This window comes from Bifidobacterium pluvialisilvae (assembly GCF_019331695.1).
Taxonomy (GTDB): Bacteria; Actinomycetota; Actinomycetes; order Actinomycetales; family Bifidobacteriaceae; genus Galliscardovia; species Galliscardovia pluvialisilvae.
Genome location: NZ_JAHBBI010000014.1, coordinates 32,382 through 48,137, shown reverse-complemented (window position 1 = coordinate 48,137; position 15,756 = coordinate 32,382). Strand labels below are relative to the sequence as shown.

General features: G+C 65.2%; 6 protein-coding genes. 1 reads left to right on the top strand and 5 read right to left on the bottom strand.

The features are described 5' to 3' along the window. Window positions 1-276: 276 nt before the first annotated feature. On the bottom strand, window positions 277-1,803 hold the full coding sequence (gene gltX, locus KIH77_RS09795) for a glutamate--tRNA ligase (protein WP_219101412.1): 1,527 nt from the start codon (window positions 1,801-1,803) through the stop codon (window positions 277-279). Window positions 1,804-2,016: 213 nt separating this feature from the next. Here gltX and KIH77_RS09790 point away from each other — a divergent pair, with 213 nt between their 5' ends. Beyond that, window positions 2,017-2,802: an ABC transporter permease gene (locus KIH77_RS09790; RefSeq protein WP_219101410.1), complete on the top strand. Its 786-nt coding sequence runs from the start codon at window positions 2,017-2,019 to the stop codon at window positions 2,800-2,802. 415 nt (window positions 2,803-3,217) lie between these two features. Here the strand turns inward: KIH77_RS09790 and KIH77_RS09785 are convergent, their stop codons facing one another. The 4 genes from KIH77_RS09785 to KIH77_RS09770 all read right to left on the bottom strand — a co-directional run bounded on the left by KIH77_RS09785 (window position 3,218) and on the right by KIH77_RS09770 (window position 15,637). Continuing rightward, the gene (locus KIH77_RS09785; protein WP_219101408.1) at window positions 3,218-4,042 is read right to left on the bottom strand and encodes a hypothetical protein; all 825 of its coding nucleotides are present in this window, start codon (window positions 4,040-4,042) and stop codon (window positions 3,218-3,220) included. Next, window positions 4,023-4,952, bottom strand: coding sequence for a class C sortase (locus KIH77_RS09780; protein ID WP_219101406.1), 930 nt, complete (start codon window positions 4,950-4,952; stop codon window positions 4,023-4,025). The genes KIH77_RS09785 and KIH77_RS09780 overlap by 20 nt, the downstream gene beginning before the upstream one ends. 389 nt (window positions 4,953-5,341) lie before the next feature. Continuing rightward, complete coding sequence (locus KIH77_RS09775) at window positions 5,342-7,003, bottom strand: SpaH/EbpB family LPXTG-anchored major pilin (protein ID WP_219101404.1); 1,662 nt, start codon at window positions 7,001-7,003, stop codon at window positions 5,342-5,344. A gap of 354 nt (window positions 7,004-7,357) precedes the next feature. Beyond that, window positions 7,358-15,637 carry an LPXTG cell wall anchor domain-containing protein gene (locus KIH77_RS09770; RefSeq protein ID WP_219101402.1) on the bottom strand — a complete coding sequence of 2,760 codons (8,280 nt, stop codon included), beginning with the start codon at window positions 15,635-15,637 and terminating at the stop codon, window positions 7,358-7,360. Window positions 15,638-15,756 lie beyond the last annotated feature (119 nt).

The following is a 15,756-nucleotide window of genomic DNA, read 5'->3' as shown; positions in this document are numbered from 1 at the left end:
TCCCGTCACTATGTCATCCTGAGCGGAGCCGCTCGCGGCGTAGTCGAAGGATCTTGGACGGGTGGGGGCACGAGATCCTTCGACTTCGGGCTTACGCCCTCCGCTCAGGATGACATAGTGACGGGAAGCGGCGCCCTCCGCTCAGGATGACAGGAGCAGGGCGCGCGGGATATGCGAACGGCCCGCATCCCCGAGACGAGGCGGGGATGCGGGCCGTTGCGGAATCGGTTCGCGTTCACACGTTCAATGCACTTGCCGAACCACTCGACCACTGAATCACAGGTGGGCGCGGAGGTTCTTCAGACGGGCGACGGAGACGGGCTTGCCGACGATCTCCATGGACTCGAACAGCGGCGGGGAGACGCGGCGGCCGGACATGGCCACACGCACCGGGCCGAACGCCAGACGCGGCTTGTAGCCACCCTCCTCGATGAGCGCCTTGTTCAGCGTCTCATGGAGGTTGTCGGTCTTCCAGTCGGCCTCGTCCACGGCGTCGAGTGCCTCGATGGCCTTGTCGAGCACGTCGGGGGCGGACGCCTTGAGCTGCTTGTGCGCGTCGGCGTCGGGCTCGAGGTACTCCTCGGTGGAGAGCAGCGAGCCGACCATGCCGGCGACCTCGCCAAGCAGGCGCACGCGCGACTGCACAAGCGGGGCGGCGGCGGTGAGCACGCTCTTCTCACGGTCGGTGAGGGCGTCCCAGTTGTCGGCGGAGACCACACCGTCGCGGTGCAGGTACGGCACGGAACGGTTGAGGAAGTCCTGCGGCTCGAGCATGCGCACATGCTCGGCGTTGAGGGCGATGGCCTTGTCGATGTCGAAGTGGGCCGGGTTGGCCTTCACGTTGCGGATGTCGAACTTCTCGACCATCTCATCCATGGAGAACACGTCGCGGTCGGCGCTGATCGACCAGCCCAGCAGCGCCAGGTAGTTGAGCAGGCCCTCGCGGATGAAGCCGTGGTCGCGGTGCAGGAACAGGTTGGACTCGGGGTCGCGCTTGGAGAGCTTCTTCTTGCCCTTGCCCATCACGTACGGCATGTGGCCGAACAGCGGCATCTCCTTGGCGATGCCCAGTTCGATGAGGTAGCGGTAGAGCACAATCTGGCGCGGGGTGGAGCTGAGCAGGTCCTCGCCGCGGAGCACCACGTTGATGCGCATCATGGCGTCGTCCACCGGGTTGGTGAGCGTGTACAGCGGGTCGCCGTTCGGACGCACGATCACGTAGTCCGGCACGGAGCCGGCCTTGAACTCGATGCGGCCGCGGATGAGGTCGTCGAAGGCGATGTCCTCGTCGGGCATGCGCAGACGCAGCGCGGGCTTGCGGCCCTCGGCGCGGAACGCCTCCTTCTGCTCCTCGGTGAGGTTGCGGTCGTAGCCGTCGTAGCCGAACGCCTTGGGACGGCCGGCGGCCACGTTGCGGGCCTCGATCTCCTCAGGAGTGGAGTAGGACTCGTAGGCGTAGCCGGCCTCAAGCAGCTTGGCGGCCACGTCCTTGTAGATGTCGGTGCGCTCGGACTGGCGGTACGGGCCGTCGGGGCCACCGACCTCCACGCCCTCGTCCCAGTCGAGGCCGAGCCACTTCAGGGCGTCGAGAATCTGGTTGTAGCTTTCCTCGGAATCACGCTGGGCGTCGGTGTCCTCGATGCGGAACACGAAGGTGCCGTGCGTGTGACGGGCCTCGGCCCAGTTGAACAGGGCGGTGCGGACCATGCCCACATGCGGGGTGCCGGTCGGGGACGGGCAAAAGCGGACACGCACGTTCTCGGGCAGTTCGGGTTTGGTGTTTTCAGCATGCTCTTCAGTCATACGCACTATTGTGCCGCGCCAACGGGACGGCAGACGGCGTTCCGTGCACCTTCTATACTGTGTGGTTGGAAGTTTTGGTTGGAAAATTTCGATTATGTTCCATTCCAGCCCTCGGTTTTCGACCCTCGGCCGTCTCACGCGCAGGCTCCTCACCTTACTGCTCACCGCGACCGGCCGGCATGGCTGCGCACGCGCGCGAGGAGGCAAGGTGACATGACAGAAGCGCTGCAGAAGATCAAACACTACATTCCCACCGTCATCGCGGTGGTCATACTCGTGGCGGCATGGGAGATATGGTGCCGCGTGGGGCACGTCTCCCCCACGATGATCTCGTCGCCGAGCGAGATCGTGGACGCGACCATCGACACGTGGCCCACCCTCTGGCCGGCCACGCTCATCACCGCCTACGAGGGATTCGTGGGATTCGCGCTCGCCGTGCTGTGCGGCATCATCATCGGCATCGTGTTCTATTGCTCGCGTGTGCTCAACGCCGCGTTGTTCCCGCTGCTGGCCGCCGCGCAGACGATGCCGCTGATCACCATCGCCCCGTTGTTCATCATCTGGTTCGGATTCGAGATTTCCGGCAAGATCGCCATCGTGGCCGTGTTCGGACTGTTCCCCATCGCAGTGCAGACGATTCGCGGCCTTGAGGCCGTGCCGCAGTTCTATTCCGACGTGGCGCTCACCTGCGGTGCCACGCCCGCGTGGACGCTTTGGCATGTGAAGCTGCGCGTGGCCGCGAGGCAGATCTACGGCGGCATTCGTATTTCGGCCGCGTATATTTTCGCCACAGCCGCGACCGCGGAGTATCTGGGCGCGCGCAAGGGCCTGGGTATCTGGCTGCAGGCCGCGTACAACTCGTTCCGTACGCCGTTGATCTTCTCGGCCACGTTTGTGATTGTGGCGTTGACGGCGGTGCTGTTGATTATCGTCAACGTAAGCGAGCTGCTGATTCTCGGACCCGCCTCGGAGGACGAGGACCCGGACGCCGAAGAATAAGCGCCGGTAAGCGCCGCGCGTAGGAGTAGATGCGTTGGGGGCGGATGGCTCGGGCGACGGCAAGGTGATGATGCCCTCTTTTGTCATCCTGAGCGATCGCCGTCCCTTCTGTCATCCTGAGCGATCGCCGTCCCTTCTGTCATCCTGAGCGATCGCCGTCCCTTCTGTCATCCTGAGCGAGCGGAGCGAGTCGAAGGATCTTGCCCCCCCCCCCCGGGCACCAAGATCCTTCGACTCCGGGCTACGCCCTCCGCTCAGGATGACAGGAACGGGGTCTTATCGTCTCTCCCCCACCCGGCTGCGCCGGGAGCCCCCTCGTCAGAGGGGGCCGAGGACGTGCGTCCTCGCTTGATAGTGAGCGAAAGCTTGGCAGGAATGATGACCAGCCTCGTCAGAGGGGCCGAGGGACCAGCCGTTAGTCGCGATGGCGGCGGATACGGAGCTGAGTGCGGACGAACATGGCGGTGAAGGCCACGGCGCCGAGGATGACGGCCGCCTCCACGTACCGCATGATGGCGGCGCCGGTCTTGGCGATGGAGGAACCGCCGGGCGTGGTGGGCGTCGCAGTCGGCGTCGGCGTGGGTGTGGTTCCCGGTGTCGGCCCAGGTGTGGAAATCTGCTCGAACTTGGGCGAGACCGTCACCTGGGAGTCCCAGTCTTCGATGTTGGTACTGCCGTTCGTTTCGGGAACGACCACGAAGAACGGGTCGCACGTATACGCCTTGTTCGCGTCGGCCACACCCACGCGTTTGATGAGGTAGAGGGCGTCGTCGAGACTGGGAATCGTGACGTTGCCGTTGGCGTCTGTGGTGAAGTGGACGTCACGGTAGCCGTCGTGCTTGTCGGCGTAGGCGGCGACCTCCTTGGCGGCGGCATTGTACTGCGAGGAGGTGAGCTTGCCCCAGTCGCGGTCGACGTCCTTGAACCATGTGTTCGTCTTGAATCCGGTGATGGCGGTGCGGTCGGCGTTGAATTTCACTTTGGCCACATAGGCCACGGCATAGGTGTCGCCGGCCAGCGGACGTGCCGAGGCGCCGTCGCCGACACGCGCGGATATGGTGATGGATTTGCCGCTTGTGGTCATGGTGGCGTTCGCCGTCGCCCCGAACGGCGCCAGCACGCCCACAATCAGCATCAGCAGGCAGGTCATCGCGCCGCCCGCGGCTGCCGCGATGCGCCGCCCGCGGCCCATGCGAAGGCCGCCGCACCTCGTGATGATGTTATGCACGATGGGTTCCATGCTTTGGTCTCCTTTCGCCACGGTTGGCGTTACGTTGCGGGGTATGGTCGTCGGGCCCGCCGCCGGCCGCCGCACGACGGCGTTTATGAATATGATGCGCCACCCCGCCGCCGACGAGCAACACCGTCAGTCCGATGAGCGGAATGAGGTATTGGGGCGGGATGTGCAGCCCGAACTGGTTCGCCGCCTGCGATTCCATCTCGGGCGTGTAGGGCACGCGGTGGGCGTGCACGAGGAGTCTGTGGGTGTTCACGCCGTAGGGCGTGCACGTGATGAGCGTGGCCTGGTCCTTGCCGGCCGTGATGCCCAGTGACGTGGTGTCGGTGGGCAGCACCGTGCTGATGCCGTCCACTTTATACGCGTAGGTGTCTTTGAGGATGCGGAAGAGGAAGAGGTCGCCCTTCTTCATCTGGTCGAGGTCGGTGAACAGTTTGGCGCTGGGCAGTCCGCGATGACCGGACACGGCCGTATGCGTCGACGCGCCGCCCACCGGGAACGACGTGCCTTCGAGATGGCCGATGCCGACCTGCAGCACTTTTTCCGCGGTGCCATGGTAGATGGGCAGGGTCTCGTGGAGGCGTGGCACGGTGATGTATCCCATCATGCCGTGACCGTCGATGTTGAGGATGGACTGGTATTGCTTGTCGGATGCGGCCGTGTTGACCGCGCCGGCGAGCGCGTTGGTGGACCCGCCGGAAGCCTGCTGCGCAAGATGGGTGTTGTAGTCGCGGGCGGCCTGCAGCACTTTGGCATACTGTTCGTCGCTCATGGCGTTGACGGCGGCGTCGTAGCTGCCTACGGCGCGGCTGGCGTTGCGCATGATGAGCATGTTGCTGATCGTCGGATAGAACAGCACCAGCAGTCCTCCGATGATGACCAGCACCGGCAGTATGTCACGCAGCTTCTTCATGGTTGGGTTTCTGTTGAGTGGATTGGGTAAGGAGGTGTGGGGTGGGGAGAGGTGGTAGGTGGGGAGGTGTCGTCTCTCCCCCAGTCTGCCTACGGCAGCCAGCCCCCTCATCAGAGGGGGCCGAGGGCATACGCCCTCGCTTGACGGCGGGCAGTCCACCGGACTGCCCGCTTAACGGCTCAGCCACCCGACTTTGCCGGGAGCCCCCTCGTCAGAGGAGCCGAGCCTGTTGTCATCCTGAGCGAGCGATCTCCCTTGTTGTCATCCTGAGCGAGCGGAGCGAGTCGAAGGATCTTGCCCCGCCGGGCACCAAGATCCTTCGACTCCGGACTGCGTCCTCCGCTCAGGATGACAAGAGGGGGCTCCGCTCAGGATGACAAGTGCACCTGTCAGGCGCGCTTGCGGCGGATGGCCCAGGCGATGCCGAAGGCGACGATGAGCACGCCGACCACGGTGAACGCGACGGTACCCATGCCACCGGTGCCGGGCAGCGTCACGCCGGATTCGTTCTTCACCGGGATGATGGTCTTCTGGCCCTTGGCATCCTCCACAGCCGACTGATCATAGTTGTCAGCACCGGCGTTGTTGTCGTACGTCACGCTAACGGTGGCCTTGGCGGGATCAGCCTTGCCGTTGTCGCCTTCGATATTGATGCCGATCTTGTTGGCGAGCTTGTTGTACTCCTTCGGGGCTTCAGTCTCTTCGAGCAGGTACTTGCCGTTGGCAAGGCCCTTGAAAGTGAGCTTACCGCTGTTCGGAGTGACGATTTCGGTGGCGGCGGTTTCGCCGGACGTTGCCACACGGTAGACGGCGGCTTCGGTTTCGCTGCCGGCCGACTCCTGCACGACCGGGATTTCGGCGCCGCTGGCATCCTGCAGCTGGAACTTGGCGCCGGCCAGACGCTTGGCGTTGGTGCCGTACGTGCCGGTGTACTTATCGATGGTGAAGCCGTAGGTGTACGTGCGCACGGTGTCCGGCTGGGAGTCGCCGGACTCGGTGTTCTTCGGGTTGGTGGTGTAGTGGATGGAGGCGGAGTTGGTGTTGCCCGTGCCGCCGACGATGGCGTTCTCGTTCAGCGTGGCCTTGTAGGTGACGGTGATGGTCTTGCCGGCATCTTTCAGATGCTTGGCCTTGAAGTCCTTCATGTTGACGTGCAGCATGACGTTGCCATCCTTATCGGCGGCGTCCACAGTAGTGGTGTAGTCGGTGTCCTTCGTCAAGGTGTCGGTGGTCGTGCCATCGGTGATCGTCACTGTCGGCTCGAAGACCGGGTTCTGCGGATCCGTTACATTCTGCACCAGCGTCAATCCCTTGGACAGGGTATCGACAAAGTTGAAGGTGTAGCTGTCGTAGGCAGTCATGTCGGGGATGGTGGAGGTCAGCGTGAAGGTGAGCTGCTGGCCGATTTTCGCGTCGATGGCGTCCTTGTCGTTCACCTTCTTGTCGACGGTAGGCAGCTCGCCCTTGATTTCGACGGACGCCGGCTGCTCATGCACGGAGACGAGCGAAGCGTACTGGCTCTTCGCGTCGATGACGGAAGCGCCGGGCACGGCGACGACGTAGTAGCCGTAATCCAGTCCGGTAAACGAACCGGTATACTTGCCCTCGTTATTGACGGCGTCGGAAATCTTGGCGGCCGGGGTCACAGCGGCGATGTCGTTCCTCTGAGCCCAGATAGCGGCCTTCTGGGCGAAGCTGCGGAGAGCGTCGTCCTTCAGACCCTTCACATAGTCGGAGGAGCACTGGTCGAGGGCGTCGTTGTCGGAGCAGGGTGCGCCACTCGTGCCGTCCGTAGTGGTGGTGAAGAACGTCTTCCAGTTGTCGTCCAGCTTGTAGGTCACGGTCCTGCTGGAGCCACTGCCGGTCACATCGGCATCGAACATCTTGTAGGCGTTGGCGGTCTTGCCGGCGAATTTGGCGTCGCTGGTGCTCACGGTCAGGGTGGCGTTTTCACCAGCCGCGTTGGCGGTGGCGCCGGTGACGGCGGCCAGGCCAAGGGCCGTTGCGGCCGCCGCGACGGTGGCGATGGCCTTCTTCATCAGTGAGTTCATCACTGTTCCTTTCTTCTTGATGGACATGGTGTACAGGTGGAAAATCTTGAGTTGTGGTGCTATGGAGGTGTCGTCTCTCCCCCAGACTGCCTACGGCAGCCAGCCCCCTCGTCAGAGGGGGCTGAGGGCATACGCCCTCGCTTGACGGCGGACAATCCACCGGACTGCCCGTTTAACGGCTCAGCCTCGTCAGAGGGGGCCGAGGGCGTACGCCTTCGCTTGGTCCACATGGATGCGTTGGCAATGCCTCCCTCTGACGAGGGAGGTGGCACGGCGAAGCCGTGACGGAGGGAGAGACCGCGGCCGTCAGACCGCCGTCAACATCGCATCGGGCGAAAGCCGATTTCGTTTTCGTCATGCGGCATGGGCACCTCGCTTTCTGCCGGAGCCACCGGGGCCGCGACCGCCCGAAGCCGAACCGACGCCCGCACCTCCGGCCGAGCCGGCTCCCGCACCACCGGCAACATACCGGTTGCGCAGGTACCAGGCACTGCCGGCGGCCACGAGCAGCACGCCGAGGAGCAGCAGCCACATCACGCCTTCGCCGCCGGTGTTGGGCAGCGGCGAGGAGTTGGTGATGGTCGCCACGTTCTCCTTGGTGTCGTACTGCACGTCCACCGCGTACCCGGCTTCGGCCGGCGTCTTGCTTGACCCGTCGGCAAACGTCATGCCAACCTCGGTGACGGTGTACGTGTAGTACCGCACGATGTCGTCGCCGTTCGCGTCCTTGCCGTCCACGAATGCGACCGGCAGTTTGCGGCTGATGGTCTTGCGCCACGTGTCGCTCCACAGCGACCCATCGCTCGAATCCATGGTCTCCTTCAGCGGCATCATGACCGTGCTGGTGGAGCAGTCTGCCTCGTAGCAGGCGATGGTTTTGGCTTCCACGCGCTTGCCGTCGGCGTCCGTGTAGTAGGCGCGGATCTCCAGTTGGATGGATTTCGGCTTCTCCAACGCGCCGTTCTTCCAGACCTTCTGCAGGGTCAGGTCGGTGGTCTTGCAGCCGTTTTCGCCGCACGGGTCCTGGCCGTCGTCGGGCTCGGGCGTGAACCCGCCGGTGTTGTCGTCCACGGCCTTGTCAAGCATGAGCACGGCCTTGGCGGCGGAGACGTAGACGCCAAGCGACTTCGACGAAGCGGTACCGCCGGCCGTGGCGACGGTCGCGTCCTTGATGCCCACCCAGTCGGTCTTCGCATCGCCGGCCGCGTCGCTGCCGGCGGTGGCGGCGTCGTAGGCGTTGACGGTCTGGTAGTAGTTCACGTCCCAACGGTCGAGTTTGGTCGCGTCGTCGGTCGTCTTGTCCGAAATCTTCGTCGCCGTGCCGTTCACGTCGACGTTCGCCGCGTCGGCCGAGTCATCGGCCGTGCGATACACGCGGTACGTGTTGTAGCGGCCGTCGTCGTCCGGTCCGACGATCTTCTTCGTGCTGTTGAAGTTCCAGTTGGATTTGAGCGTGGTGTTGCCGAACGGGTCGACGAGGCCGCTGGTGCCGCGTATGGTGTCGGCGTAGGTCATGTGGTCGTTCTGCAGCACGCCTTCGGCGTTGAGGCCGGCGAAGCCGCCCGCGTATCCGGTCGGGAGCGAGGCCACGCCGTCGGTCGTCTGCGTGGCGCCGCCGCCGAACACGTCGTACCCGTTCGGCGCGATGCCGGTGACGGAGGAGTTCACGGCCTTGGTGCGGTTGCCCTTGATGAGCTGCACGCTCAGGTTTTCGCGCGTGTTCTCGTCCTGGATGATGCCGTCGTTGTTGCAGGGCAGTTTGATGACGGAGTCGCCGATGGTGATGATGGCCACGTCGGTCTGCTGATTGTTCGTGTCGCTCTTCTTGGAGAGGCTTACGCCGATCTTGAATCCGAAGAGGTTTACGTACAGTACGTCGCCTTTCGAGAGCACCTTGAGGTTGAAGAGGCTGTCCTTGCCGTCGAGCTGGGGGAACCATTTGCCCAAATCGATGACGTCGATCTTGTTGAGATACAGCGCCTTGACGAGCAGGTTCACGATCTGGAGCACCAGATCGACGAGCGGCGAGCTGGCGTCGAGGTCGACGAGGTACGCGTGCGTGGTCTCGCCGACGAAGCCGCCGGCGATCTCGGCGCTGGACGTCTTCTTGAGGTTCGTCACCGTGGAGTCGGCGATGCGCGCGAGGTCGGCGTAGCCGGCGAAGCCGCCTACGACCTCGCGGCCGGTGGCCGAGCCGGTGCCCTTGGTGTTGGTGTACTTCTGGTCGCCGGCGTGGGATGCGTCGACGGTGAAGCCGGCGGCGATGCCCGCGACGGACGAGTGTTCGGCGTGGGAGCCCCAGATGTCGAGCACACCGGCAGTCGCGCCGAGCAGTTTGGAGACGCCGGCGTTGTCGACGTCCACGGTGCCGGCCTTGCCGAGGTGGCCGACGAAGCCGCCCGCGTAGTTGACGCCCTTGACGCTGTTGAGGTTGGTGACGGTGCCGTAGTCGACGGTGCTGTTGATGAGGCCGCCGCCGAAGCCGCCTGCCGCGCCGGTGAAGCGCGTGGAGTCGAGGATGCCCTGCTTGCTGGCGTCGTGGGCGCGGATCTGGATGCCGTCGGCCACGCCGTTGACGCTCGCATGGTGGATGAACGTGCGGAAGGCGTCGAGCGCACTGACGTTGCCGGCCTTGATGAGGTCGAGCAGCAGTCCGGTGCTCTGGTCGGTGGAGCCATTGATTCCGTCGGTGCCGGCCACGGACGCCACGGATGTGGTGTCGGCCTGGCCGAAGAAACCGCCGGCGTACTGGCCGCCGTCGACGCCGCGCAGGCCGCCCACGGTGAGCGTGTCGAGTGCGGAGGTGCCGCCGGTTTCGGTGCCGGCCACGACGGCTTTCATCGATCCGGCGAATCCGCCCGCCGCACGGGCGTACTTGGTCACGCCGCCGACCTTGTAGGAGCCGTCGACGGTGAAGCCCCATGCCTCGCCGCTGCCGCCGTCCTTGACGGACGCCACGGAGGCGCCGCGCACGGTGGAGACCGTGGCGTCGAGCACGGAGACCAGCTTGTTGGGCGTGTTGATAAGGCTGTTGAGCAGCTTCTGCAGCACGCCTTCGGTGGCGTTGGTGTTGGCTTCGGCCATGCCGGCCGCGGTGATGAGACCCGCGTAGCCGCCCACGGTGTTCGTGCCGGAAACGCGGCGCAGGTTGGTCACGTGGGCGCCGGTGGCCTTGGCGCCGGAGTGCGTGGCGGTGAGGGTCCAACGGTCGTCGGCGTTGGCGTCGGTGTTGACGTCGAAAGTCTTGTCGCCCCAGATCTGCGCGCCGGAGGCGTAGCCGACGTAGCCGCCGGCGAAGCCATTCATATGCGTCAGGTCGGTGCCGGTGGCGGTCACGGTCATGCCGCGGCGGTAGCCGGCCACGGACGATGTCTTGGCAACGGGCACGAACACGTTGAGAACCTGCGGCAGCAGTGCACCGAGGTCGGCGCTGATGAGTCCGCCGGCCACGTCAAGGCTGCCGAGTTCGACGGCGCCGCCGGATTCCATGCTTCCCGCGAAGCCGCCTGCGGCACGCATGGCCTTGACCTGCCTGGTGTCCTGCGTCTGGCCGTTGGTGATGACGCCGGCGCGCATGAGGCCCACGTGGCCTCCGGCGATGCCGCCGTCGGCCGTGTTCGCGCCGGAGGCGTACGAGGAGCGTCCGGCCACCACGTTGGTGCCATAGATATAGGTGTCGATGGCCTTGTTCAGTGTTTCCTGATCGGTGATGCTGCCGGCGTTCTTCAGGAGTTCGGCGAATTCCTTGCCGTAGCCGCCGCGGGAGCCGACGGCCTTGGCCCAGGCCTGCCAGGTGGCGTAGTCGAGGTTGCGCAGCGGTCCGGTGACCTGCGTGTTCTCTTCGGTCGGGTAGCTCACCTGCAACGCGCCGAGCAGATTATCGACCTTGACGACGCCGAACAACAGGCTGAGACTGCCGGTCTTGGCGGTGCTGGCCGCATGCATGAAGCCGGTGTAGCCGCCGGCCATCTCCGCGCCGTAGACGGAGCGGATGCGTGCGGCGAACGCCGTGCGCTGGGCGCCCGTGTAATGGTGTTCGCCGTCGTTCTCGTTCTTCCACGAGGCGTTGTTGTTGCCCCAGATGTGGCCGCCTTCGTTGTTGCCCACGTAGCCGCCGGCCACGCCGCGCAGCGTGGCGGCGTCGGAGGCCGCCTGTGCGCGGACCACGCCGCCGCAGGGCACGGCGTCGGTGGAGCTGTTGCGCACGGTGGGCACGAAGTCCTGCATCAGCGAAGCGAGCGTGCCGCTGGTGGAGACGAGTCCGCTGAACAGCGAGGAGTCGTTGAGCACGCTGGCCACGTCGCCGGGGGCGATGCCGCCCGCGTAGCCGCCGGCCGTCACCTGGCCGATGATATGCGAGAAGCTGTGCGCGCTGGAGTCCTGGATGTGGCCACCCTTGACGCTGCCCACGAAGCCGCCTGCCTCGCCGATGGCGTTCTGCGCGTCGCTGGTGTCGCTGGCGATGACCGCATAGCCTGCGGCCGCGCCGGTCACGTCGGAGTGCTCGATGGTGGAGACCACCACCGACAGCACGCTGGCGATCTGGGTGAGCTTGATGTCCTTGAGCACCTTGAGGCCGCCACCCACGGAGGCCGCGGAGCCGATGTCCATGCGGCCGATGTAGCCGCCGGCGAAACGCTTGGCCGTCACCGCGTACGAGCTTTTGGCGGTGTCGAAGTAGGGGCTGCCGTCGGTGCCTTCCAGTGCGCTCGGCTCCTTGACGGTGGTGTGACGCAGCTGCGTGACGTCGGAGTCGGAGACCTGCACGCCGGAGCCGTAGCCGATGTAGCCGCCGGCCGAGCCGGACTGCGAGTCGGTGTCGGCCAGTCGCGAGGCCGTCACCTTGAGTCCCGGATTGTCGGGGTCGGAAATCTTACGGCCACTGGTCTTCTCGACGGTGGTGTCGTCGGAGTGCACGCCCGCGCCCGCAATCACCGGCACGTAGGCGCCGGCCACGCTGACCAGGTCGTTGACATCCAAACCGAGATCGCCCAGACCGCCGAGGATGCTGATGCCGCCGTCGGAGGAGGCGAGCGCACCGGACCGGGCACGGCCGGCGAATCCGCCCGCGTAGGCGCCGCCGTTGACGGTGTCGATGTTGGTCACGGCCCAGCCGCTGCCGCCGGCCGTCTTGGCGTCGTCGATCTTGCCGCTTTGCAGGTCACCGGCGAAGCCTCCGGCCATGTTGGCGGTCACAGTGCCGCCGTTGACGAATGCGACGTCGGCATTGGTGTACTTGGGCACCATGTAGCCGATGGCGGTGATGAGGCCCTCCTTGCCGCCGAGGCTGAGGATGGATTTGAGCGCGCCGTCGTCGTCCTTGGGCAGCACATCGGCGAGGCTGCCGGTCACGGAGACGCCGACGAAGCCGCCCGCGTTGCCGGTGGTGCCGTCGGCGGTCACGGATGCGAGGTTGGTCACGTGCGCGTCGGTGGCCTGGGTGCTGTTCGACTGGGCGACGAAGCCGCCGGCCATGTACTGCGTGGATTCGCCGTCAACGTGCTTGCCGGTGGCGGCGACGTTCATGCCGGTCGGAATGCCGGAGACGGTGACGTCGTCGATGGCGATCTTCACGCCGGCCGCCACGGAGAGCAGGCCCTCGATTTTGATGAGGCCGAGGCCGAGCAGGTCGACGCCGCCGGCGCTGAGCAGGTCGCCGGGGCCGGAGACGCCGATGAAGCCGCCGGCGCGGTTGGTCGCGGTCACGGATTTCACACCGGTGACGGCCACGGCGGCCGAATCCGGCACGGCGGCCTTGTCGTAGGCCGTGGTGGCCTTGCCGATGTTGCCGCCCATGGCGAAGCCGATGCCGCCACCCGCATACTCGCCCTTGGCGGTGACGGTGAGGCCATCGCTCTCGCCGGAGACGGTGGTGCCGCTGACTTCGAACGGCAGGTATTCGCCGAGGCCGACGGTCTGGTTGACGAGGCCGCCGATGGAGGCGGTGCTGAGCTTGCCGGCGATGCCGCCCGCGTACGAGCCGGTGGTGCTCACCGATTTCAGTCCGCCGATGACGTTCGTACGCTCGGTCGGCACAGTGAGCTTCGTATGCTTCCAGAACGAAAGCTTGTTCACATGGGTGGCGTCGGACGCGGCGATCATGGTGCCGTCGCCGCGGCCGATGAGTCCGCCGGCGTAGTCGTTGCCGGATTCCACGGTGATGGAGCCGCTGGTGCGGATGCCAAGCAACGCCGATTCCTCCACACCGACGAGTGTGAGCAGGCTTTGCGCCGTGGCCGGGTCCTTGGTGAGCAGGTCGCCGAGCAGGTTGTTCACGCCGGTGAGCAGGTCGGAGTTCTTCGACTCGCCCGCGCCAAGGTCCGACACCCAGCCGACGGCCGCGACGCCGGTGAATCCGCCTGCGAGCGCCTTGGTGCCCTTGTCGTCCTTGACGCCGCTGGCCTTGACCGTGATGGTGCCGTCGAGCGTGTCGTTGACGGCGTAGCTGTTGGCCATGGCGCCGGCGAAGCCGCCCGCGTAGGTGCCGGCCTGCACGGTCACGTCGGCGTCGACCGACGAGCCGACGGTGGTGCTTTGCGGCTGGGAGAGGCGGATGAGTTCGACGCCGACCTCGCTGAGCGCGCCTTTCATGACGTCGTTGCGCATGAGTCCGGCGAAGCCGCCGACGTAGGCGCCGCCTTTGACGGTGTAGGCGTTGGCGCTGGTCACGCTGGAGTTGGTGATGATGGTGCCGTTCTGGATGCCGACGAAACCGCCCGCATAGTCCTTGCCGGCCGTGCCGATGACGGTGCCTTCGGCGAAGTCCTTGACGGCGCTGCTGCTGATGGTCGGGTTGTAGTAGGCGACGGGGATGAGCGCGTCCGCATCGATGATGTTGCTGTTGAGCAGCAGGGTGATGAGGTCGCCGAGGCCGAGGCCGGGGATGGCGTTGAGGATGTTCGTCAGCAGTTTGACGATGTCGCCGAGCAGATTGGAGACGATGTCGTACTTCGTTTCGCCCTGTGCGTAGCCGACGAAGCCGCCGGTCATGCCGGCAACGTTGGATACGGTCACGCCGGTGCTCTGGCATTTGTCGATGGTCACGGAGCCGATGACGCGCCCGGCGAACGACCCGGTGGCCAACGAGGATGGGTCGGCCTTGCGGATGGTCAGCAGGTTTTCGACGAGTCCGCTGATATCGATCTTGCCGCCGGTGAGCGCCTTCAGCGCCTCGCTGAGCAGGCCGCCGACGATGGTGCCGAGCCCGCCGACGATGGCGCTGATGAGCGTCTTGTCCACGTGCACTTCGGTGCTGTCGTTCCGCACCGACACGTCGTTGAGTTCGATGTTGCTCACGTATGCGGGCGTTACCGCGCCCCGCAACGGGTCGTTCTCGTCGAGCTTGTTGGAGATGGTGCCGAAGAATCCGATGCCGGTGTGGCTGCGTACATCGAGCTGGCCGGTCTGATGCACCTTGACGTTGGAGACGACCGGGCGTGCGGCGGTGTCATTGGTGCTCACACCATCGGCGTTGATGCCGCTCCACAGCGAGCCGGTGGTGTCGCCGCCGGCCACGCCGAGCATGACGCCGGAGAACATGAGCGGCGTCCATGCGGCACCCGACGTCGTGCCGACTTCGGCGTCGGAGGAGGTGTCGATGTCGCGGAACACGATGTAGTTCGCGTCGGAGGTGTAGGCCAGCCCGGTTTTGGCGGTGTACGTGGCGTCGTCGACATTGTGGCGGTTGCCGTCGGCGTCCTTGACGAAGTATTTGGTTCGCGTGGCACCGACCGTGTTCAGCAGGCCGTCATGGTCGGGGAATTCCTTGTCACGCAGCTTGGCGCCGGCCGTAAGATCGGCGTCGCCGGCGTAGGCCAACGATTCCGAGCCCTGATCGGTCCAGGAGGAGTCCGTGGCACACAATACGTGCTCGCATTTCTGCTTGATCTGCCAGACCTTGCCCACAACGGCCTTCTTCGTGCCGATGGCGCGCAGCTGCTGCTCGTCGCCGATGAGGATGTACGTCTTGCCGTTGATGGTCTTGACGACCTGACCGTCGAAGTCACGGCCGGAAAGGGAGTCCGCGGCGGCCTTGGTGGCTCGCTTGGGCGTGGATTTCGCGCTCTTCGACGTGGTCGATTTGTCGGACGTCGCGCCGTTCGTCGTCGCGTCGTTGTTCGCGTTGGCATTGTTGCCGGACGACGTCGATGCCGCGCCATCGGACGTCGAGTCCTTGGACGTGGGATTATTTGCCGTGGAATCCGACGTCGAGGAGCCTTTCGACGTCGAGCCGCCCGTCGTGTTCGCGCTCGACGATTCGGACGGGGCCGTAGTCTTGCCGGTCGTCGACGAATCGGATGTCGATGAATCGGACGATGACGTGGCGCCGGCGGACGGCGACGTCGTCACCGTATTGGCACTGGCGGCGCTGACGATGGCGTTATCGAACGCGGCATCGGCCGCGGAATACGTCGCGTTGATCGACGACGAACCGATCGTCGACACGCCCGACGTCGTGACGCCGTCCGACGTGACGGTGACGGAGCCGGAACCGGTGGCCGCGTTCGACGCGGGCACCATCACGAACGCGGGCACGATGACGGCGAGCGTCGCCGCTACGGCCTTGCGCCACGTATGACATAGCCCCCTATTGTTGGAAGCATCGTCATCGTTCTTGATTACGAGGGTATGCAAGGGCGTCCGACATGCGTTCCCATCACATGACGGATTATCGACCCGCCCGGCCATATCGCGCATAATACGGCGGATACGCTGCTTCACATTCGTCCTTTCTCTTGCATACGGACCGTATA